General features: G+C 71.3%; 14 protein-coding genes and 1 pseudogene. 13 read left to right on the forward strand and 2 right to left on the reverse strand.

What is annotated here, in order from left to right; translation table 11 throughout:
- Positions 1 to 3 precede the first annotated feature (3 nt).
- From HP550_RS11055 to HP550_RS11070, 4 genes are read left to right on the forward strand one after another with little or no spacing between them, the layout of a single operon-like run.
- The gene (locus HP550_RS11055) at positions 4 to 1,674 is read left to right on the forward strand and encodes a glycoside hydrolase family 13 protein (RefSeq protein WP_425484442.1); all 1,671 of its coding nucleotides are present in this window, start codon (positions 4 to 6) and stop codon (positions 1,672 to 1,674) included.
- A gap of 38 nt (positions 1,675 to 1,712) precedes the next feature.
- The gene (locus HP550_RS11060; protein ID WP_175347723.1) at positions 1,713 to 2,996 is read left to right on the forward strand and encodes an ABC transporter substrate-binding protein; all 1,284 of its coding nucleotides are present in this window, start codon (positions 1,713 to 1,715) and stop codon (positions 2,994 to 2,996) included.
- A gap of 37 nt (positions 2,997 to 3,033) precedes the next feature.
- On the forward strand, positions 3,034 to 3,960 hold the full coding sequence (locus tag HP550_RS11065; RefSeq protein WP_175347724.1) for a carbohydrate ABC transporter permease: 927 nt from the start codon (positions 3,034 to 3,036) through the stop codon (positions 3,958 to 3,960).
- A complete protein-coding gene (locus HP550_RS11070; RefSeq protein WP_175347725.1) occupies positions 3,960 to 4,856 on the forward strand; it encodes a carbohydrate ABC transporter permease in 897 nt (298 codons plus the stop codon). The genes HP550_RS11065 and HP550_RS11070 overlap by 1 nt, the downstream gene beginning before the upstream one ends.
- 48 nt (positions 4,857 to 4,904) lie before the next feature.
- Here the strand turns inward: HP550_RS11070 and HP550_RS11075 are convergent, their stop codons facing one another.
- Positions 4,905 to 5,942 (reverse strand): LacI family DNA-binding transcriptional regulator, encoded by a 1,038-nt coding sequence (locus tag HP550_RS11075; RefSeq protein WP_210767940.1) that lies wholly within the window; start codon positions 5,940 to 5,942, stop codon positions 4,905 to 4,907.
- 252 nt (positions 5,943 to 6,194) lie between these two features.
- Between HP550_RS11075 and HP550_RS11080 the strand changes: the two genes are divergently transcribed.
- The 9 genes and pseudogenes from HP550_RS11080 (at position 6,195) to HP550_RS11120 (ending at position 15,412) form a co-directional block, all read left to right on the forward strand.
- Positions 6,195 to 9,278, forward strand: a complete 3,084-nt coding sequence (locus tag HP550_RS11080; RefSeq protein ID WP_175347726.1) for a glycoside hydrolase family 13 protein — start codon at positions 6,195 to 6,197, stop codon at positions 9,276 to 9,278.
- A gap of 183 nt (positions 9,279 to 9,461) precedes the next feature.
- Positions 9,462 to 10,730, forward strand: coding sequence for a type III sulfide quinone reductase, selenoprotein subtype (gene sqr, locus HP550_RS11085; RefSeq protein WP_175347727.1), 1,269 nt, complete (start codon positions 9,462 to 9,464; stop codon positions 10,728 to 10,730).
- Positions 10,711 to 11,025: a TusE/DsrC/DsvC family sulfur relay protein gene (locus HP550_RS11090; RefSeq protein WP_175347728.1), complete on the forward strand. Its 315-nt coding sequence runs from the start codon at positions 10,711 to 10,713 to the stop codon at positions 11,023 to 11,025. The genes sqr and HP550_RS11090 overlap by 20 nt, the downstream gene beginning before the upstream one ends.
- Positions 11,026 to 11,052: 27 nt before the next feature.
- Positions 11,053 to 11,568 carry a DsrE/DsrF/DrsH-like family protein gene (locus HP550_RS11095; RefSeq protein WP_175347729.1) on the forward strand — a complete coding sequence of 172 codons (516 nt, stop codon included), beginning with the start codon at positions 11,053 to 11,055 and terminating at the stop codon, positions 11,566 to 11,568.
- 50 nt (positions 11,569 to 11,618) lie between these two features.
- The gene (locus HP550_RS11100) at positions 11,619 to 11,801 is read left to right on the forward strand and encodes a hypothetical protein (RefSeq protein WP_175347730.1); all 183 of its coding nucleotides are present in this window, start codon (positions 11,619 to 11,621) and stop codon (positions 11,799 to 11,801) included.
- A 70-nt stretch (positions 11,802 to 11,871) separates the two neighbouring features.
- On the forward strand, positions 11,872 to 12,141 hold the full coding sequence (locus tag HP550_RS11105) for a metal-sensitive transcriptional regulator (RefSeq protein ID WP_175347731.1): 270 nt from the start codon (positions 11,872 to 11,874) through the stop codon (positions 12,139 to 12,141).
- A 55-nt stretch (positions 12,142 to 12,196) separates the two neighbouring features.
- Positions 12,197 to 13,058, forward strand: a pseudogene (locus HP550_RS11110) (NmrA family NAD(P)-binding protein).
- Positions 13,059 to 13,202: 144 nt separating this feature from the next.
- Positions 13,203 to 13,688 (forward strand): AfsR/SARP family transcriptional regulator, encoded by a 486-nt coding sequence (locus HP550_RS23215; RefSeq protein WP_425484443.1) that lies wholly within the window; start codon positions 13,203 to 13,205, stop codon positions 13,686 to 13,688.
- A 413-nt stretch (positions 13,689 to 14,101) separates the two neighbouring features.
- Entirely contained in the window at positions 14,102 to 15,412 is a 1,311-nt protein-coding gene (locus HP550_RS11120) for a vanadium-dependent haloperoxidase (RefSeq protein ID WP_175347733.1), read from the forward strand.
- Positions 15,413 to 15,724: 312 nt separating this feature from the next.
- Here the strand turns inward: HP550_RS11120 and HP550_RS11125 are convergent.
- Positions 15,725 to 18,908: polymorphic toxin-type HINT domain-containing protein (locus tag HP550_RS11125; RefSeq protein WP_210767941.1), on the reverse strand; the 3,184-nt coding region annotated here is incomplete at its 5' end.

Raw genomic sequence — 18,908 nt, forward strand, 5'->3', positions numbered from 1 at the left:
CGGGTGTCGACTCTGGCAACGACCGGCAGCACGTCCGCCGGCCCACCGCAGGACGCGGCCTGGTGGCGGCAGGCTGTCGTCTACCAGATCTACCCGCGCAGCTTCGCCGACTCGAACGGCGACGGCATCGGCGACCTGCGCGGCATCACCAGCAAGGTGGCCTACCTGCGCGAGCTGGGGGTCGACGCGGTGTGGCTGAGCCCGTTCTACCCGTCCGCGCTGGCCGACGGCGGCTATGACGTCGACGACTACCGGGCCGTCGACCCGCGGATCGGCACGCTCGAGGACTTCGACGAGCTGCGCGCGGCCCTGCACGGTGCCGGCATTCGGCTTGTCGTCGACATCGTCCCCAACCACACGTCGAACCGGCACGTCTGGTTCCAGGAGGCGCTCGCCTCCCCGCCTGGCTCGAGGGCGCGTGAGCGCTACGTCTTCCGGTTCGGCCGCGGCGAGCGCGGCGAGCTCCCGCCGAGCGACTGGACCTCGATCTTCGGCGGCCCGGCATGGGAGCCCGTCGGTCACGGCGAGTGGTACCTGCACCTGTTCGCCCCGGAGCAGCCCGACCTGAACTGGGCCGACGACGAGGTGCGCCAGGAGTTCCTCACCACCCTCAGGTTCTGGGCGGACCGGGGCGTCGACGGCTTCCGCATCGACGTCGCGCACGCACTGGCCAAGGACCTCACCGAGCCGCTCGCCAGCCAGGCCGACCTCGACGCGGACATCTGGGGAGGCGCCCACCCGCTCCAGGACCGCGACGAGGTCCACGACATCTACCGTGAGTGGCGCCGGCTCTTCGACGAGTACGACCCGCCGCGCACCGCCGTCGCCGAGGCGTGGGTCCCCGCGCACCGCCGCTCCCGGTACGCCTCCCCCGACGGGCTGGGGCAGGCCTTCAACTTCGACCTGCTCGAGGCAGGCTGGGACGCGACCGCGTTCTCCACGATCATCGACAAGAACCTCGCGCTCGCCCACGAGTCCGGCGCCTCGTCCACCTGGGTGCTCTCCAACCACGACGTGGTGCGGCACGCCACCCGGTACGCGCTGCCCGAGGGCACCGACCTGAACGCGTGGCTGCTGCACGACGGCGCCGAGCCGCACCCCGACGAGGAGCGCGGCCTCCGCAGGGCGCGTGCGGCGACCCTGCTCACCCTCGCCCTGCCCGGGTCCGCGTACCTGTACCAGGGCGAGGAGCTGGGCCTTCCGGAGGTCGCCGACCTGCCCGACGACGCGCTCCAGGATCCGACGTTCCTGCGCTCCCGGGGTGCGCAGAAGGGGCGGGACGGCTGCCGCGTGCCCTTGCCGTGGACCACGCACGGCCCGACGCTCGGCTTCGGCGACCAGCGGGCACACCTGCCGGTCCCCGCCGACTACGCCCGTTTCGCCGTGGACCGCCAGGCGGCCGACGACAGCTCCACCCTGAGCTTCTACCGACGCGCCCTGGCCGAGCGCCTGCGTCTGCAGACCGACGAGTCGCTCGAGTGGGTCACGCCCGTGCCGGCCGAGGTCGTGGCGTTCACGCGGCCCGGCGGCTGGACGTCGGTCACCAACTTCGGCGACTCCCCCGTGCCGCTGCCGGCCGGGCGGGTGGTCGTGTCGAGCTCTCCGCTCGACGCCCACGAGGTTCCCCCCGAGACGACCGTCTGGCTCCAGCAGGACCACCCGCACGACGACTGACCCGGCACCGCCGGACTTCGACCAATGGAGGCGAAGGCATGACGTCCCAGACACCCCTGCTGTCGGCCGAGCTGAGCCGACGAGGATTTCTCCGCGGCGTCGGGGTCGCGGGCGCCGGCCTCGCGCTCGCGTCGTGCGCCAGAACCGCAGGCTCCGGACCCACGGAGATCGTCTTCTACCAGTCGAAGCCGGAGGTGATCGGCTACTTCGACGACCTCATCGACCAGTTCCACCAGTCCCAGTCCCGCGTACGGGTGCGCCACGACGCCACGTCGAACCTGGCCGGCACCTTCGTGCGGGAGTCGCCGCCCGACATCGGCTGCCTCAACTACAACTTCGAGATCTCGCGCTACGTCGAGCGTGGGGCGCTCAGCGACCTCGGCGACATGCCCGAGGCCGGCCGGATCCTCGACGAGCTCCAACCCCTAATCGACGTCACGGCCACCTACCCGGACCGCACCAGCGTGATCCCGTACTCCCTGATGGCGGCGGCGGTGCTCTACAACCGGCAGATCTTCGCGGAGCACGACCTGACGGTCCCGACCACCTGGGACGAGCTCATCGCCGTGTGCGACACCCTCGCGGCCGCGGGGGTCACCCCGCTGTACAGCACGTTCAAGGACCCGTGGACGATCGCGCAGGGCCACTTCGACTACTCGGTCGGCGGCACGGTCGACACCACGACGTTCTTCAACCAGCTCAAGAGGCAGGGCACCAACGTCGGGCCCGACTCCCCCGTGTCGTTCGAGAAGCAGTTCCTCGCACCGGTCCAGCAGATGCAGGAGCTCGTCCCGTACTCGCAGGACAACGCCGAGAGCCGCGGCTACGGGGACGGCAACCTCGCGTTCGCGAACGGCGAGGCGGCCATGTACCTGCAGGGTCCGTGGGCCATCGGCGAGATCGCGAAGTCGAACCCGGACCTCGACGTCGGCGCGTTCCCCCTGCCGATGACGGACGACCCGGCGGACCGCAAGGTCCGGGTCAACATCGACCTCGCCCTGTGGATCCCGGAGCAGTCCACCAAGAAGGAGGCGGCGCGCGAGTTCCTGTCCTTCCTCATGCAGCCGGACGTCATCGACGCCTACAACGCCCACGCGCTCGGCTTCGGCGTGACCAAGGACGCGGCACCGGTGTCCAACGCGACGCTGGTCGAGCTGAAGGACTTCTACGACCGCGCGGCCTTCTACCTGGGCGCGTCCCAGCTGGTCCCGCAGTCGATCCCGCTGCAGAACTACACGCAGTCCCTCGCCGCGGGGGCCGACCCCGAGCCGGTGCTGCGCACCCTCGACGCCGACTGGCGTCGCCTGGCCTTCCGTTCCTGACGGTCCACGCCTCCCACCACCCGAACGGAGACAGCCCATGGTCACCGCAGCACCCACGCGACCAGGACGCCTCGACGTCGAGGCGACCACACCGACCCACGCCGGTCGGCCTCGGGTCAACCGGACGTTCTACCTGTTCCTGCTTCCCACGCTCATCCTCTTCACCCTCTCCATCACCCTGCCGGCGATCATGGGGATCACGCTCAGCTTCACCGACTCGGTCGGGTTCGGGGAGTTCCAGTTCACCGGTCTGACCAACTACCTCGCCCTGTTCTCGGACCCCGCGATCCGTAGCTCGTACCTGTTCACGATCGGGTTCGCCCTGGTCACCGTGCTGCTGGTCAACCTCGTCGCGTTCCTGCTCGCCGTCGGCCTGACCGCCAAGATCCGGGCCAAGGTGGCTCTCCGTGCGGTGTTCGTCCTGCCCATGGTGATCTCGGGCATCGTCATCGCCTACGTCTTCAACTTCCTGTTCTCCAACTCGGTCCCGCAGCTGGGGCAGGCGGTGGGCATCACCGCGCTGGAGCAGAGCCTGCTCGCCAACCCCGACCTCGCCTGGGTGACCATCGTCATCGTCACGGCGTGGCAGGCGATCCCGAGCGCCCTGCTCATCTACATCGCGGGCATCCTGTCGATCCCCGGCGAGGTCTACGAGGCGGCGTCGATGGACGGCGCCTCGTCGGGCCGACGCCTCGTCTCCATCACCCTGCCGCTCGTCGCGGGGTACGTCGTCATCAACCTGGTCATCGGCTTCAAGAACTTCCTGAACGCCTACGACATCATCGTCGGCCTGACCAACGGCGGTCCGGGCACGGCCACCCGCAGCGTCGCCATGACGATCTTCTCCGGGTTCACCGGGGGCGACTACGCCTACCAGATGGCCAACGCGACGATCTTCTTCCTGATCGCCGTGGTCCTGGCCGTGATCCAGCTGCGCCTCACCCGCGGAAGGAACGCGTTCTGATGACTGCCCAGACCCTGGTCACCACGACCCCCGCCCAGGTGCCTGTCCGGCGCCGTCGCCTCGTCGGCCGGCGCAGCGACGAGCGCACCAGCTGGGGAGCGACCGTCGCCCTGCTCGTGTGCACGCTCGCCGTGTTCCTGCCGCTCTACGCCACGCTCACGATGGCCTTCAAGACCACCGCCCAGTCGGTCGACGGACAGGTGTTCTCCCTGCCGTCCCCGCTCAGCATGGACGGGTTCGTCCAGGCGTGGAACCTCACCAACTTCCCGCGGGGCTTCGCCATCTCGGTGTTCGTCACCGCGGTGACGGTCGTCGGCACGGTCGTGCTCGCGTCGTTCGCGGCGTACGCCATCGCGCGCAACTGGGACCACGCGTTCTTCCGGTGGGCGTTCTTCTACCTGCTGGCCGCGATGTTCCTGCCGTTCCCCGTGCTGGCCCTCTCGCAGGTCAAGCTCACCGGGATCGTCGGTCTGGCGAACCCCGTCGGCGTGGCGCTCCTGCACGTGATGTTCCAGCTGTCGTTCAGCGTGCTGCTGTTCACGGCCTTCATCCGCGGCCTGCCCGAGGAGCTCGAGGAGAGCGCGCGCCTCGACGGCGCCACGACGTGGATGGTGTTCCGGCACATCGTCTTCCCGATGATGGCGCCGATGAGCGCGACCGTCGCGATCTTCGCGTTCCTCGCCTCGTGGAACGACTTCATGATGCCGTCGCTGATCACTGCCGACTCGACGCTGCAGACCCTCCCGGTGCTGCAGAGCGTCTTCCAGACGCAGTTCAGCAGCAACTACAACGTCGCGTTCGCGTCCTATCTCATGGCCATGGCGCCCGCGATCATCGTGTACCTGTTCACGCAGCGCTGGGTGATGGCCGGCGTGACCCAGGGCGCGATCAAGTAGGGAGCGGGAACGTCGTCCAGGGATCTGCCACCAGCCGCCAACGGACCCTCAGCCGAGCGCTCCGGGAGCAGGCGGCGGCGGAGCCGTCGTACCCCTGACCACCACGTGGGTGGGCAGCGTGACGTAGGGCGATCGTGCCGCGCCGTGCTCGACGACCTCCCGGACGAGCAGTCCCGCCACGCGGCCCTGCTCGACCACCGGCTGCTGCACGGTCGTGAGGTCGAGCATATCGGCCACGGAGTGGTCGTCGATGCCGACGACGGACATGTCCTGCGGCACCCGGAGCGCCGCGCGGCGCAGTGTGCGGAGCGCGCCGAAGGCCATCTCGTCCGAGAACGCGACGACCGCGGTCGGCGGTCGGCTCAGGCCGAGAAGGCGGCTCATCGCCTCGGCACCCCCGCCGCTTCCCCAGCGCTCGGTCACCACGAGCTCGGGATCCAGGGGCAGGGCGGCGTCGTGGAGCGCGCGCGTGAAGCCGTGCAGTCGCTCGCTGGGAGCCGCGTACTCGAGGGTCCAGTGCCCGGTGGCATTGATCATGGCGATCCGCTCGTGGCCGACGCCGACCAGGTGGGCGGCCGCCTGGTGCGCGGCTGCCGCGTCGTCGATGCGGACGTGCGGATGGTCCCCGAGGGTGCCTCCCGCCATGACGACCGGTACGCCCATGAGGTCGAGCCGGCTGCGCTCGTCGTCACTGATCGGCAGGGCGATGAGGACGAGCGCGTCCACCTGCCGACGTGCGGGGAGCTCGTCGAAGAATCGTCGCCTCTCCCGTTCCTCCTGGACCTCGTACAGCAGCACGTCGAGCTCGGAGTCGTGCAGCGCCGTCACGATGCCGTCCAGCATGGAGGCGTAGAACCAGTGCGCCACGTCGGGCGTCACGACGGCGATGCGGCCGTTGGAACCCCTGGCGAGGCGGGCGGCGTCCGGCGAGACCGTGTACGACAGGTCCTGGGCCAGGGTCCTGATCCGCGTGCGCGTCGCTTCCGACACACCGGGCGCGCCGCTCAGGGCGCGCGAGACCGAGGCCATGGAGACGCCCGCGCGCTCCGCGAGGTCAGCCATGTTCAGCACCGGCTTCTTGCCCACGCCGCGACGATACGGCCGGCGAACGATCGTTTGCGGCTGCGACCCGGCTTTCCGGCCCGTCGCGGCACCTGCGCACTGCCGCGCTCCAGGTGTTGACATACATCGGTTCACCCGCCGATGCTCTACGTAAGCGCTTGCGTGATGACGCACGGCGGGGCGGTCGAACGGTGGCCGGCGCGCACGACGCCCGACCTGAGCGCCCCTGAGCGGTCGCCACGGCGCGGACGGTGTTGATCAGCAAGGAGGCTGAAGATGCGGAAGTCCCTGTACGCCCGGGCGGCTGTGATCGTCGCAGCGATGGCGCTGTTCGTTAGCGGGCTGACCGGCGCGATCGCCGCCCCCGCCCCGGCGTCGGCAGCCGACGGCCCGTGCATCGACAACCCCTTCGGGGAGCGCGCGATCTATCTTCGCGGCGGGTTCAGCAGCTGGAACGCGCTGCCCGCCTACCAGCTGGTGTACGACTGCAACCGCTTCGAGCTGCTGCTCGAGCTCAGCGGCAGCAGCTCGTTCAAGGTCGCCGACGCCGACTGGTCCGCCGATGCGGACTTCGGCGGCGGCGCTGCCGGGAGCGAGCTCACCGCCGGCGTGCCACTTCCGCTCACCCTCCACGGCTCCAACCTGACGTTCGCCTTCGACGGCACGCAGGAAGTCGTTCTCGACGTGTCCGCGTCGGCACAGGCGCCGACGCTGACCATCACCCAGTGCCCCGCCGCGCCGCTGGGCGACGCGCTCCTGGCCATGACCGGGAGCGCCAACGACGGCCGGCCCGCACCGACGGACTACTTCGTCTACAGCTGTGACGCCTACTACCTGAACGTCGACCTCGACGGCACCGAGACGTTCACGATCGCCGATCCCCTCGGGCCCGCGGCGGCGACGTTCGGTGCGGCTGACGCCGAGCACGACGTGGTGACCGCGGGCGAGCCGTTCCCCCTGGTCTCCGCCGAGGACGCCGGCGAGGTGGTGCCGCTGGAGTTCGGGTTCACCGGTGAGCACACTCTTCGGGTCGGCTTCGAGGGCGAGGACGCCCAGCCGGTCCTCACGATCGGCGCCAGGACGTTCGTCAACCCGGGCATCCCCCTGCCGGTGACCGATCCCGTCCTGCGCCGCGTGCGCTTCGACTCGCGCGACGCGACGTTCAAGTCACCGTTCGGCGCCAACCCCGTCGGGACGCCGATCGAGTTCGCGATCGAGGCCCCCGCGGGCCTGGACTCGGCGACCCTGGTGGTCGAGACGCGCGTGCTGGAGGGCAACCAGGAGCTGCTCGAGTACCGCGAACCCGTCCGCATCCCGCTGACGCGCCAGCCGGCCGCCGACGTCGAGCGCTGGACGGCGACGCACACGTTCGAGGACGTGAGCGTGTACGGGTACTACGTGGAGCTGGTCAACGGCGAGCGGACGTACGTCTACGAGAACAACTCCGACACCATCTACTGGACGCTGGAGCGCGGCTCGGGCGGGACCGGAGAGGTCGCCTTCCTGCCCACGGACCGGTCGGAGATCCGCCGGTACCGGCACACCTCGTACAGCCCGGACTTCACTGTTCCCGAGTGGGCCGCGGACGCCGTCTACTACTACGTCTTCCCCGAGCGCTTCCGCAACGGCGACACGAGCAACGACCCCCGAGCTGACCAGGACACCTACCTGGACGGTCCGGTGGAGGTCCACGACGACTGGCTCGACACGCCCTGGGTTCCCGGCGACGCCGACGGGTCGACGAGCGACGACGACCAGTACAACAACGACTTCTTCGGTGGCGACCTCGCCGGGATCATCGAGAAGCTCGACTACCTCGCGGGCCTGGGCGTCAACACGCTCTACATCAACCCGATCTTCGAGGCGGGGAGCAACCACAAGTACGACACGGCGGACTACCTGTCCGTCGACGACTCCTTCGGCACCAACGAGGACGTCTCGCGGCTGACGCAGGAGGCCGAGGAACGGGGCATCCGCGTCGTGCTGGACACGTCCCTGAACCACACGGGGAGCGACTCGGTCTACTTCGACCGGTACGCGAACTTCGACAGCCTGGGAGCGTTCGAGGGCGCGACCATCACACCGCAGTCGCCCTACGCGGACTGGTACACCTTCTTCCCCGAGGAGACCGAGCCCGACCGCCAGTACGCCGGTTGGGTCGGGATCTCGACGCTGCCCGAGCTGACCGAGTCCGACAGCTTCAAGGACTTCGCCTTCCGCGGGCCCGACTCGGTGATGAGCACCTGGCAGGACCGCGGCGTCGACGGGTGGCGGATGGACGTCGCCCCGTGGGTCACTGACGAGTTCTGGCGGGAGTGGCGAACGGCGGTCAAGGCCAAGGACCCGGACGCGCTGACGATCGCGGAGACGTGGTTCGACTCCTCGAAGTACTTCCTCGGGGACACCTTCGACACGACGATGAACTACATCTTCCGGAACTCGGTGCTCGACTACGCGGACGGGCGCGACGCCGGCGAGATGTACCAGAACATCGAGCTCATGCGGGAGGCGTACCCCCCGCAGGCCTTCCAGGCTCTGATGAACCTGCTCTCCACGCACGACTCCGCCCGGGCCCTGTACCAGTTCGGGTACACGGGCGAGGCGACACCACCCGAGCAGGTGGCCGAGGCCAAGCAGCGGCTGCGGCTCGCGGTCTTGTTCCAGATGACGTTCCCCGGCGCTCCGACCGTGTTCTACGGCGACGAGGTGGGCCTCACCGGCGGGGAGGACCCGTTCAACCGCGCCACCTACCCGTGGGCGGACCAGGGTGGGGACCCGGACGCCGAGCTGCTCGACGACGTCACGGACCTCATCGCCCTGCGCAACGACAACGAGGTGCTGCGACGTGGGTCGCTGGGCGCGCCCCTGCACGTCGACGAGCACCTCGTCGTCCTGCTCCGCGAGCTCGACGAGGCCAGGGCCGTCACCGCGTACAACAACGACACCGTGCCGCACACGGTGACCGTCGACGTCCCCGCAGACGGCCGGACCTACACCGACGCGCTCACCGGGGCGGTCTCGACGCCCGCCGACGGCAAGCTCACGGTGACCGTCCCGGCGCTCTACGGCGCCGTGCTCCTCACGCAGTCCGCTCCGAGCCTGCAGGCTCTGCAGGCCGACCTCGAGGCCGCGATCGCCGCCGGCGAGGTGACCGGTCCGGTGTCCCGGCGCCTGACCCAGGACCTGGGCCTGGCGGCGAGACACCTCGAGGCCGGTCGCACCCGTTCGGCCGTCCGGCAGCTCGAGCGGTTCATCGACCACCTCGAGTCCCCGGGCCGGCACAGCACGGTGTCGCCGGAGGCCGAGGCTCGGCTCCGCAGTCAGGCCGAGGCGCTCATCGCCGCGTGGTCGAGCTCGTGAGCCCCAGAGACCAGGTCGTCACTGCGGCCCCGACCTCCGACGTCGTCGCCATCTGTCGGCGAGCAGGCCCCACGTCAGGACCTTGTGCCCTACCCGCTCCCCGGCCGGCCGACGAAGGCTGAGAGCGCGCGACGAGGCGTCCGCCGCCGGGCGGCTCCGCCCTCGTCCGAGGGAGTGAGCGCGATGACCAGGCACGTGGTCGTCCTGGGCGCGGGGACCGCCGGCACGATGCTGGCCAACAGGCTGAGGCGGAAGCTGGACGACACGTGGGCGATCACGGTGGTCGACCGGGACGATGCCCACCCCTATCAACCTGGCTTCCTCTTCGTGCCGTTCGGCGGCTCGACCGACGGGCTGGTCCGGTCGCGGCACGCGTTCGTGCACGACGGCGTCGAGCTGGTGCTCGAGGGCGTCGACCGCGTGGACGCCGCAGCCCGGGAGGTTCTCCTGCTGGACGGGCGGCTCCTCCCCTACGACTATCTGGTGATCGCGTCCGGAGCGACTCTGCGTCCGGACCAGACACCGGGGATGCTCGGCCCGGAGTGGCGGCGCAGCATCTTCGACTTCTACACGCTCGACGGGGCGAAGGCCCTGGCCGGCGCACTGCGGGACTTCCGCGGCGGCCGCCTGGTGGTGCACATCACGGACGTGCCGATCAAGTGCCCGGTCGCGCCGCTCGAGTTCACGTTCCTGGCGGACGACTGGCTGCGCGAGCGCGGGCTGCGCAACGAGACGGAGCTGGTCTTCGTGACCCCGCTCGACGGGGCGTTCACCAAGCCCGTGGCTTCTGCGCACCTGGGCTCCATGCTCGCCGACCGCGAGGTGCGGGTGGAGTCCGACTTCCTGGTCGAGCACATCGAGGACAGGACGCTGGTCTCCTACGACGGCCGCGAGGTCCCCTTCGACCTGCTGGTCACCGTGCCCCTGCACATGGGTGCGGAGTTCGTCACGCGCTCCGGGCTGGGCGACGAGCTCGGCTTCGTCCCGGTCGACAAGCACACCCTGCGGTCCACCGCCGACGCGCACATCTTCGCGGTGGGCGACGCGGCGGACATCCCTACCTCGAAGGCCGGCTCCGTCGCACACTTCTCCGTGGACGTCCTGGTCGACAACCTCGTCGAGCTGGCGGCCGGTCGTCCGATGAGCCACTCGTTCGACGGCCACGCCAACTGCTTCATCGAGTCCGGTGACGGCAGGGCCTTGCTCCTCGACTTCAACTACGAGACCGAGCCGCTGCCCGGCACGTACCCGGCGCCGTACGTCGGGCCGCTGAGCCTCCTCAAGGAGAGCCGGGCCAACCATCTCGGGAAGCTCGCGTTCCGCTGGGTCTACTGGAACGTCCTGCTGCCCGGACGTCCGATGCCACTGGCTCCGGCCATGTCGATGGTCGGCAAGCACGTCCCCACCACCACGTCCCAGGAAGAGGTGCGCCATGCCGGTCACCACGCTTGACGGTCACCAGGTCCACGTCGACGCGGAGGGGTTCCTCACGGACCTCTCGGAGTGGGACGACGAGCTCGCCACCGTCCTGGCGACGCAGATCGGCCTCACGTTGACCGAGGAGCACCGCGCCGTGCTCCGGTTCCTGCGCGACGACTTCGCGCAGCGCGGCGAGACCGCGACCCTGCGACGCGCGTCCGCCGGCAGCGGCGTTCCCGTCAAGGACCTGTTCCGACTCTTCCCGCAGAAGCCGGCCAAGAAGATGGCCTACGTCGCCGGCCTGCCCAAGCCCGTGGGCTGCGTCTGACCCGGCACGACGACGAGAGGCACTGCCATGACCACCACCGAGACCGCACCCGCTGTCGTCCCCCAGTTCGGTGCCGACGACTCCCCCGGTCGCACGCTCGCGATCATCTGCTCCAAGGGCAACCTCGACATGGCTTACCCGGGCCTGATCCTGGCCAACGCGGCGCTCGGTGAGGGCGTCGAGACCCATCTGTTCTTCACGTTCTGGGGCCTGGACATGATCACCAAGGCGACCATGGGCGACCTGAAGTTCACCATGCTCGGCAACACCGCCACCCACATGCCGCAGGGCCTCGGCGGCCTGCCCGGGATGACCGCGATGGCCACCTCGAAGCTCAAGAAGGCCATCGCCGACCTCGACGTCCCCGACGTGCCCGAGTTCCTCGAGCAGATCGTCGCGTCCGGAGGGCACCTGTGGGCGTGCCGGCTGTCCGCGGACATGAACCACCTGACGCTCGACGACCTCGACCCCGACGTCGAGGGCATCATCAGCGCCAGCGACTTCATCGAGAAGACCGACGGCGCCCAGCTGCTGTTCATCTAGCGGCCGCGGTCGACTTGGTGTGCGGATACCCCCCTAGGTATTCTGATCCCATGAACCGTTCGCCCGAGACCCCCGACCGTCGTCGACTCGTCATCGTCGGCGGTGTGGCCGGCGGCATGAGCGCGGCCGCTCGCGCACGGCGCCTGGACGAGCGCGCCGAGATCGTGGTGCTGGAGCACGTCGACGCCGTCATGGCCGACGTCCCCCGCAGCCAGCAGTGCACCTGCCGCTGAGCATCGATCCGGTATCCTCCGGCACCGCCCGGGTACCGTGACCCACCCCCCGACGAAGGGGAGCACGGCCATGGAGCTGGACAAGGACGAGATGGCCAAGGTGTCCAACCGGCTCAAGCGCGCCCAGGGCCAGCTCGCGGCGGTCGTGCGGATGATCGACGAGGGCCGCGACTGCGAGGACGTCGTCACCCAGCTGTCCGCGGTCTCCCGGGCGCTCGGCCGCGCGGGGTTCGCCATCATCGCGACCGGCACGCGGAGGTGCCTGACCCGGCCGGACGACGGCGAGCCGGGCACCCTCGACGTGCAGAAGCTCGAGAAGCTCTTCCTCTCGCTCGCCTGACGTCGGGTCGACCGCGCGTGCCTGGCACCGGCGGCTCCTCGACAATGGAGACGTGATGAGCCCCCAGTCCCTCGCCGTCACGGGCGCCACGGGCCACCTCGGCGGTCTGGTCAGCCGACTGCTCGATTCCGCGGGAGCGCCGCACAGACTCATCGTGCGCGACCCGAGCAGCCCTCGGGTGCCGGGTCACGCCACGGTCACCGGCGTCACGGCCGCGGAGTACGGCGACCTCGACGCGGCGACGCACGCCCTGGTCGGAACCACGGTGCTGTTCATGGTCTCGGCCTCGGAGAGCGCCGACCGGCTCGCCCAGCACCGCACGTTCGTCGACGCGGCCGCCGCGGCCGGCGTCGAGCACGTGGTGTACACCTCGTTCCTCGGCGCCGCCCCCCGACGCGACCTTCACCCTCGCGCGCGACCACTACGCCACCGAGCAGCACCTCAAGGCCTCCGGGATGGCCTGGACGTTCCTGCGCGACAGCTTCTACCTCGACTTCACCGAGGCGCTCGTCGGTGCTGACGGGGTCATCCGCGGCCCCGCCGGCGACGGCGCCTGCGCATTCGTCGCGCGAGCCGACGTGGCACGCGTCGCCGCCGCCGTCCTGGGCGATCCGGCGGCGCACGCGAGCCGGTCGTACGACCTGACGGGCCCGGAGGCGCTGACCCTGCGCGACGTCGCCGCGACGATCTCCGCGGTCCGCGGCAGGGACGTGCGCTTCCACGACGAGACGCTCGAGGAGGCGTACGCGTCGCGTGCCGGCTACGGTGCCCCGGACTGGCAGCTCGATGCCTGGGTCAGCACGTACACCGCCATCGCGGGCGGTGCCATGGCGCACGTGTCCACCGCGGTGCACGACCTCACCGGGTCGGGGCCCCTCAGGCTGGACACCTACCTGCGCACCACCCGAGGCGGCTGACCTCACCATCGTCCACCCAGCGCCGGGGCTGCTCGATCCGTCAAGGACCAGCGTGTATCAGCAGGGTACTGGCGCCCATCGGATGTGTATCGGCCCGATGTCGGCCTCCTTGACGGCTGTGGGAGTCGGGGCCACCGTGGCGATATGCAGGTGCTCGCTCTTGGAGCGCTGACGCTCGACGACGGCGGGATTGCACTGGCACCACGCGATCGTGCGGTGACGGCTGCGCTCGCGGTCCGCCTGGGTGCGCCGTCGTCGGCAGCATCTCTCTCGGCGGCGCGGTGGGGCGACGAGCCAGGGTGCGTCTTGCGATTGCGTCGGCCGGCCGCACCGGCCCAGATCGAGACCACCCCGCACGGGTACCGACTGGTCGCAGAGCACGTCGAGGTCGACGTCGAGCGGTTCGAACGACGTGTCACGCAGGGCTCGGGGCTGCTCGGGCTCGGGGAGCCCGAGCGTGCGGCGCACTCGTCTTCGGAGGCGCTCGCACTCTGGCGAAGTGAACCCCGCCTTGGCGCGCGCCCGCGTCGCGGAGGCACGCGCGTCCAGATCGCCGGACGAGTACTCAGCCCGCAGGAGTGGGCGGAGCTCGTGGGCTCTCGTTCGCACGCCCCGGCGTGCGGGGAATGAGCGCCGCTATGGCGTCGACACGGCCTCACCGCTCGCGTGGCCCACCCCGCAGGGACGCCGCTCGCGGCCAGTACGTCCCCTCGGACGTGCATGCGCGGCGAGGATCGTGAACGTTCCCGCGTCGCCCACCCCGCGCTGAGACAACGCCGTGGGCCGGCCTCGCTGCTCGACGTGATCGGGTCGACCCCGAGTTCGCCGATCCCAGCTGATCCTGAGCCACCGCTCGACCAGGACCGCACGGACCCCAGCCCCAGAGCGCCAGGGTTCACCCGACGACACTCGCCCCCTTGTCACGCACCAGAGGCTCAACGTCCGCCTCCTGTCGGGCCTCTACTCGTATCGACCGGACCTGATGGCCCTGCCGATGTCTCGGGGTAGCCGAGGCATCCGAAAGTCAGCCGAAGGAGACAACGATGTCCAGGCGCACAAGCAGTTCCCTGCACGCACGCAGCCTCGGTGGCCGTCGATGGCGTGCTCCCGCCGTCGTGGCGGCGCTCGCCGTCGGCTGCACGATGGCCGGGTCCGGGGTCGCCGTCGCCGGTGACCGCTCCCACGGCGCCCCCGATCTGTTCGTGGCCGCGTGGGACCTCACGGCAACCCAAGCCCTCGCCGCCGCGGGGTTCAACCCTGTCGAGAGCCACGTGATGTTCGCCTACGTCGCGATCGCGGAGTACGACGCCGCGGTAGCGGTCCACGGCCACGGCGACCACTTCGCCGTGGACGCCGACGCACCCCGCGGCGCGTCCGCCGAGGCGGCGGTGTCGACCGCTGCGCACCGGGTCCTGGCTCACTACCTGCCCGCCCAGATGCCGACGATCCTTGACCCGGCGTACCACGCAGCGCTCGCATCGATCCCGGACGGCAGCGCCGAGGCAGCCGGTGTCGCAGTCGGCGAGCGTGTCGCCGCGGCCTTGATCGAGCTGCGCCGCGACGACGGCTTCCGCGCCACGGTGCCCTACACGCCGCCGGTCCCGGCGCCCGTCGGAACCTGGATCCCGACCGCGACGACCGCGCCGTTGGGGACGTTCCTGCCCGGGATGCGCCCGTTCGCGCTGCGCTCGGCCGACCAGTTCCGCCCCGACGGGCCGCCGGACCTCGACAGCCGTCGGTGGGCAAGGGACTACGCCGAGGTGAAGGCGTTCGGTTCTGCCACGAGCACCGTGCGGACATCGGACCAGACGGCAGCCGCCCGCTTCTGGGGCGAGCCGCCCTTCACGCAGGCCCACGAGTCGTTCCGCCTCTTCCTCGACCAGCACGACCTCGACCTGGCCGACGCCACGCGCTTCCAGGCCATGATGTCCGTGACCTACGCCGACGCCTTGATCGCCTGCTTCGACGCCAAGTACCGGTACACGTTCTGGCGCCCGGTGACCGCGATCCCCGCTGGGGACACCGACGGGAACCGCCGCACGATCGCTGACCCGTCCTGGGCGCCGCTGATCCCGACGCCGAACCACCCCGAGTACCCGAGCGCGCACAGCTGCATCACACCCGCCTCCGGGATCGTGATCTCGCGATTCCTCGGCACCGCGCACATCGACTTCACCATTCCCAGCGTGACCGGCGCCGCAGCCCGGCACTTCGCAACCCGCCAGGACCTCAGGCTCGAGGTCGGGAACGCCAGGATCTGGGGCGGCGTCCACTTCCGCAGCGCCGTCGACGACGGCACCGCGATCGGCGAGAGGACCGCCAAGTACGTCCTGCGCCACCACTTTGACCGGTAGGAACGCCAGCGGCGGGCCGCGAGATGACCGGCTGATCAGGCCACACTTCGCGGCTCGACCGAATCTGATCCTGCGACCTCACGTCGAACGGCCAGTGCCGCCCCGATCCCTACCGCCGCCATCAGGCCTGGTGAGACACCGTCTAGCCAGGCCTGTTCGTCGCGATGCCCGCGGCTGGCCCCCCGACGCGCCGGCGTCATCGAGCTGACCGGCCTGGTCGACGACAACGACGCCGGATCGCAGGGTGGGCGGGCGTGCGGGCGTGTCACCCGAGGGGCGCACCGATGGCAGACGGACGGCGTGCGCGGGCGCTCACAGGGACTTCGGCTTGCCGCCCGAGCGCCCGATGTAGGTGAACCGCCCCGTCTCGTGGTCGTACACGACCGAGAAGTCGTAGCTCACGGGAGCCTCCCCGGTCTTGGTGCCGGTGACGACCAGCTTCTGCTTCGTCTGCGTCGGCTCGCTCGAGGGCATCTTCTCCGCCAGGTTCCCGGTCCACGTGCGCCCCGGGTGGTCGCGGTTGAGGGTCGTCCAGTGCCCCTCCTGGCGCAGCTCGTTCATCGCACCCTCCGCGGTGAACTCGTGCGTCTGGGGCTCCACCGGCACGGGCTCCGGCGCCGCCGGGAGCCTCTGCTCCAGCTGCGCCAACCGTGCCTTCGCCCCGGCGTGCCAGTCCTCGAGCTCGGCCACGTCCTCGATCGAGCTCGCCCGGTTGGCCTCCCCCTGGAGCTGGCGGGCCTCCTTGCCGAGGCTCTCCGCCTCCCGGATCAGCTCCGCGCGGCCGGCCGCGTCCTCGGGCAGCGCCTGGGCCCGCTGCGTCGCGTCGGACGCGCGCCGGGCGTGGGCCTCGACCTCACCCACCAGGGCGCGCTGACGCGGCACGAAGTCGGCCTCGATCGCCTTGTTGTGGACCAGCACCGCGGACGACCCCACGTGGTAGGTGTGGGCGCCGCGGACCGTGACGTTGTGCACGGTCCAGCCCGTGCCGGGCCGGGCGGAGACCGCGTCGACGGCCTGGGTCCGGCCGTCGGCGGTGCGCAGCAGGTCCCCGGGGACGAGCGCACCGGCCGGGCACCACCCGGTGCCCTCGACCCAGAAGGGATGCTCGGGGCTGCACGTGACGACCTCGCCGCCCGTGCGGACGTCGAGCACCCGAGGCACCGTCCGGACGGCGGTCGCGATGACGACCTCTGTGGTGAGCAGCCCGGTGGTCGGGTCCTGCGCCACCACCTTGTCCCCCACCACGAGCTGCTCGATCGGCACGGGACCGTCCTGACCCCGCACCGGGGTGCCCGGCACGAAGCACCCGCGCGGGGCCTCGCTCTTGCCCGTGAGCCAGTCCCGCACCGCGCGCGCACTGCGTCCGAGGCCCGAGGCCATCTCCGCGGCGACGCTGGCGACGCCGGTCGCCATGCGAGCGAACAGCCCGGCGGGGAGCTCGATGGGTCGGAAGATCGTCCCGCCGGGAGGGCCCTTGAGCGCAGAGCGCGCCCCGAGGATGAGCCCGACGAACGTCACCGCACCCAGGACCCCGCGCTCAGTCTGCTCGCCCGCGGAGAGCTCACGGTTGGTGACGAGCTCCTTGCCGCGGATGCCCTCGATGATCCCCGTCACCCCGATGGTGTCCGAGAGCGCCAGCACGATCGCCAGGCCCGGGCGACCCTGCAGCTCCTGCTGCCGGAAGCGCGTCACGAGGCTGACCACGAGACTCACCGCGAGCAGGATGGCGCCCGCGATCATCACGGCCGCCCACGCCGTCAGGACGACGCTGAAGGCGGCCGCGATCGCCGCCACGATCAGCGCCACCACGACGAGGACGACGAGCCCGATCGCGATCTGCACGATCGCGCGCCCGAGACCCGCGAGCCACCCGTCGTCGACCTGCGTGCCCGCCTCCCGCGCGCGGGTGCTGACGTCGTCGGTCCGTGGCCGCGCCGCCTCCGCCACGCTGCGGTCCGCCGCCTGCCGGATGCCCGCGCGGTACTCGCCGGCCATCTCCGCCAGCTTGCCGCGCACCTGGGCGACCGCGTCGTCGGCCTGCGCGAGCACCGCGTCGGTCACGCCCTGCTGACGCTGCTCGAGGCCCGCCCGGACCGCCGCCGCCGACTCCGAACGTGTCGCCCGCACCTGGGCCGCCGCCGTGGCGAACCCGTCACGGACGACGGCCAGCCGACCCGCGACGTCCTGCACGAGCCCGGCCCCGGCGTCGGAGAACCCCGTGGCCACCGCCGTGAACCGCCCCAGCGAGCCGTCCACGGAGGCCGCGACCTGGGTGCGCATCCCCGCGACGGTCGACGCCATGCCGGCGCGCGCCGCCTGGTCCTGCTCCCGGACCCCGGGCAGGAACGGCCGCTCCGGCTCGGCCATCACGGTGGCGGCCTCCTCGGCACCGTGCTCCAGGTCGGCCTCGACCGCCGCCTCGACCGTGTCGAGCTCGCGTTCCGCCCCCGCGCCGCCCGTCATGAGCTCGGTCAGCGCCTGGCCCGAGGCCGTGTCGAGATGCGCGACCGCCGCGGACTGTGCGGCCGCGACAGCCGCGAGGTCCTGCGCGCAGCGGGCGTCGATCGCGGCCAGCGCCCCGGTGAGCCCGTCCCGGACCGCGTTCGTCGCCTCGGTCCCCGCGGTCTGCAGCTCCGCGACGAGTGTCTGCTCGGTCTCGGAGAGCCGTGCCAGGACGTCCTGGGCGTACTCGGTGCACCGCTGGGCGTGCGCCTGCGCCTGAGCGCGCAGCTCGCGCGGGACGTCCGGCTTCTTGGCGCGGATGTCCGCCGCGCTCTCGCGGCCCACCTGGCGGGCAGCCTGACGCTGCTCGGGGGCCGGCTCCTCCTCGCCGCTGAACCGTGCCGCCTCAGCCTCGCCCGCCTGCTCGCACGCCGCCGCGTCCGCCTCCAGCTGCCCGACGGCCCGCGCGGTCTCCCCGTCGGCGAACGCGAGGGAGCCGCTGCGCTCGGCGTCGGCGGCCGCCGTGAGCGCCTGCCGTCGGCTCGCGACGCCGGAACGGGCCGAGGCGACCTTCTGCGCGGTCGCAGCCGTGGTGGCTGCGACGTCGGCCTCGACCTGGGCGCGCAGCGCGTCCTTCTCCTGGGCGGCGGACGCGGTCAGCTGGGCGCGCGCCGCGGTGGCCTGCTGCAGGATGCCCGACGCGTGGGTCGCGCGCGCGGCACGGACCGCGGCGCTCTGGCCGACCACGTGCTGGCGCACCGACTGCTTGTGCGTCCCGAGCTCGGCCCCCGCGGTCGCCTGGTACTCCGCGGCCGCCACCCGCACGCCGGCGGCGTGCTGCTGCGCCTCCGCGCGCTTGTCGTCGAGCGAACGGGGGTCGTCCATGTCGGCGGCGACGTCCTCGGCGGACGGCATCGTCTGCGGGACCTGGGCGCGCAGGGCATCCGGTGAGCTCGGCGCGACGAGGGCCTGGGCTGCCGCGGCAGGCGCCGGTCCGGACGCGCCGGCCGCCGGCACCGCGGCTCCCGCCCCCTCGCCGGGCGGTGGGCCGGGC

The sequence above is a fragment of the Cellulomonas humilata genome, from assembly GCF_013359775.1.
GTDB lineage: Bacteria > Actinomycetota > Actinomycetes > Actinomycetales > Cellulomonadaceae > Cellulomonas > Cellulomonas humilata.

What these genes read in the sequence shown, in the direction of transcription:
- HP550_RS11120 (WP_175347733.1), top strand. Translation starts at nt 14,102, where the DNA reads ATGTCCAGGCGCACAAGCAGTTCCCTGCACGCACGCAGCCTCGGTGGC.
- HP550_RS11070 (WP_175347725.1), top strand. Translation starts at nt 3,960, where the DNA reads ATGACTGCCCAGACCCTGGTCACCACGACCCCCGCCCAGGTGCCTGTC.
- HP550_RS11100 (WP_175347730.1), top strand. Translation starts at nt 11,619, where the DNA reads ATGAACCGTTCGCCCGAGACCCCCGACCGTCGTCGACTCGTCATCGTC.
- HP550_RS23215 (WP_425484443.1), top strand. Translation starts at nt 13,203, where the DNA reads ATGCAGGTGCTCGCTCTTGGAGCGCTGACGCTCGACGACGGCGGGATT.
- HP550_RS11065 (WP_175347724.1), top strand. Translation starts at nt 3,034, where the DNA reads ATGGTCACCGCAGCACCCACGCGACCAGGACGCCTCGACGTCGAGGCG.
- HP550_RS11105 (WP_175347731.1), top strand. Translation starts at nt 11,872, where the DNA reads ATGGAGCTGGACAAGGACGAGATGGCCAAGGTGTCCAACCGGCTCAAG.
- sqr (WP_175347727.1), top strand. Translation starts at nt 9,462, where the DNA reads ATGACCAGGCACGTGGTCGTCCTGGGCGCGGGGACCGCCGGCACGATG.
- HP550_RS11090 (WP_175347728.1), top strand. Translation starts at nt 10,711, where the DNA reads ATGCCGGTCACCACGCTTGACGGTCACCAGGTCCACGTCGACGCGGAG.
- HP550_RS11060 (WP_175347723.1), top strand. Translation starts at nt 1,713, where the DNA reads ATGACGTCCCAGACACCCCTGCTGTCGGCCGAGCTGAGCCGACGAGGA.
- HP550_RS11095 (WP_175347729.1), top strand. Translation starts at nt 11,053, where the DNA reads ATGACCACCACCGAGACCGCACCCGCTGTCGTCCCCCAGTTCGGTGCC.
- HP550_RS11080 (WP_175347726.1), top strand. Translation starts at nt 6,195, where the DNA reads ATGCGGAAGTCCCTGTACGCCCGGGCGGCTGTGATCGTCGCAGCGATG.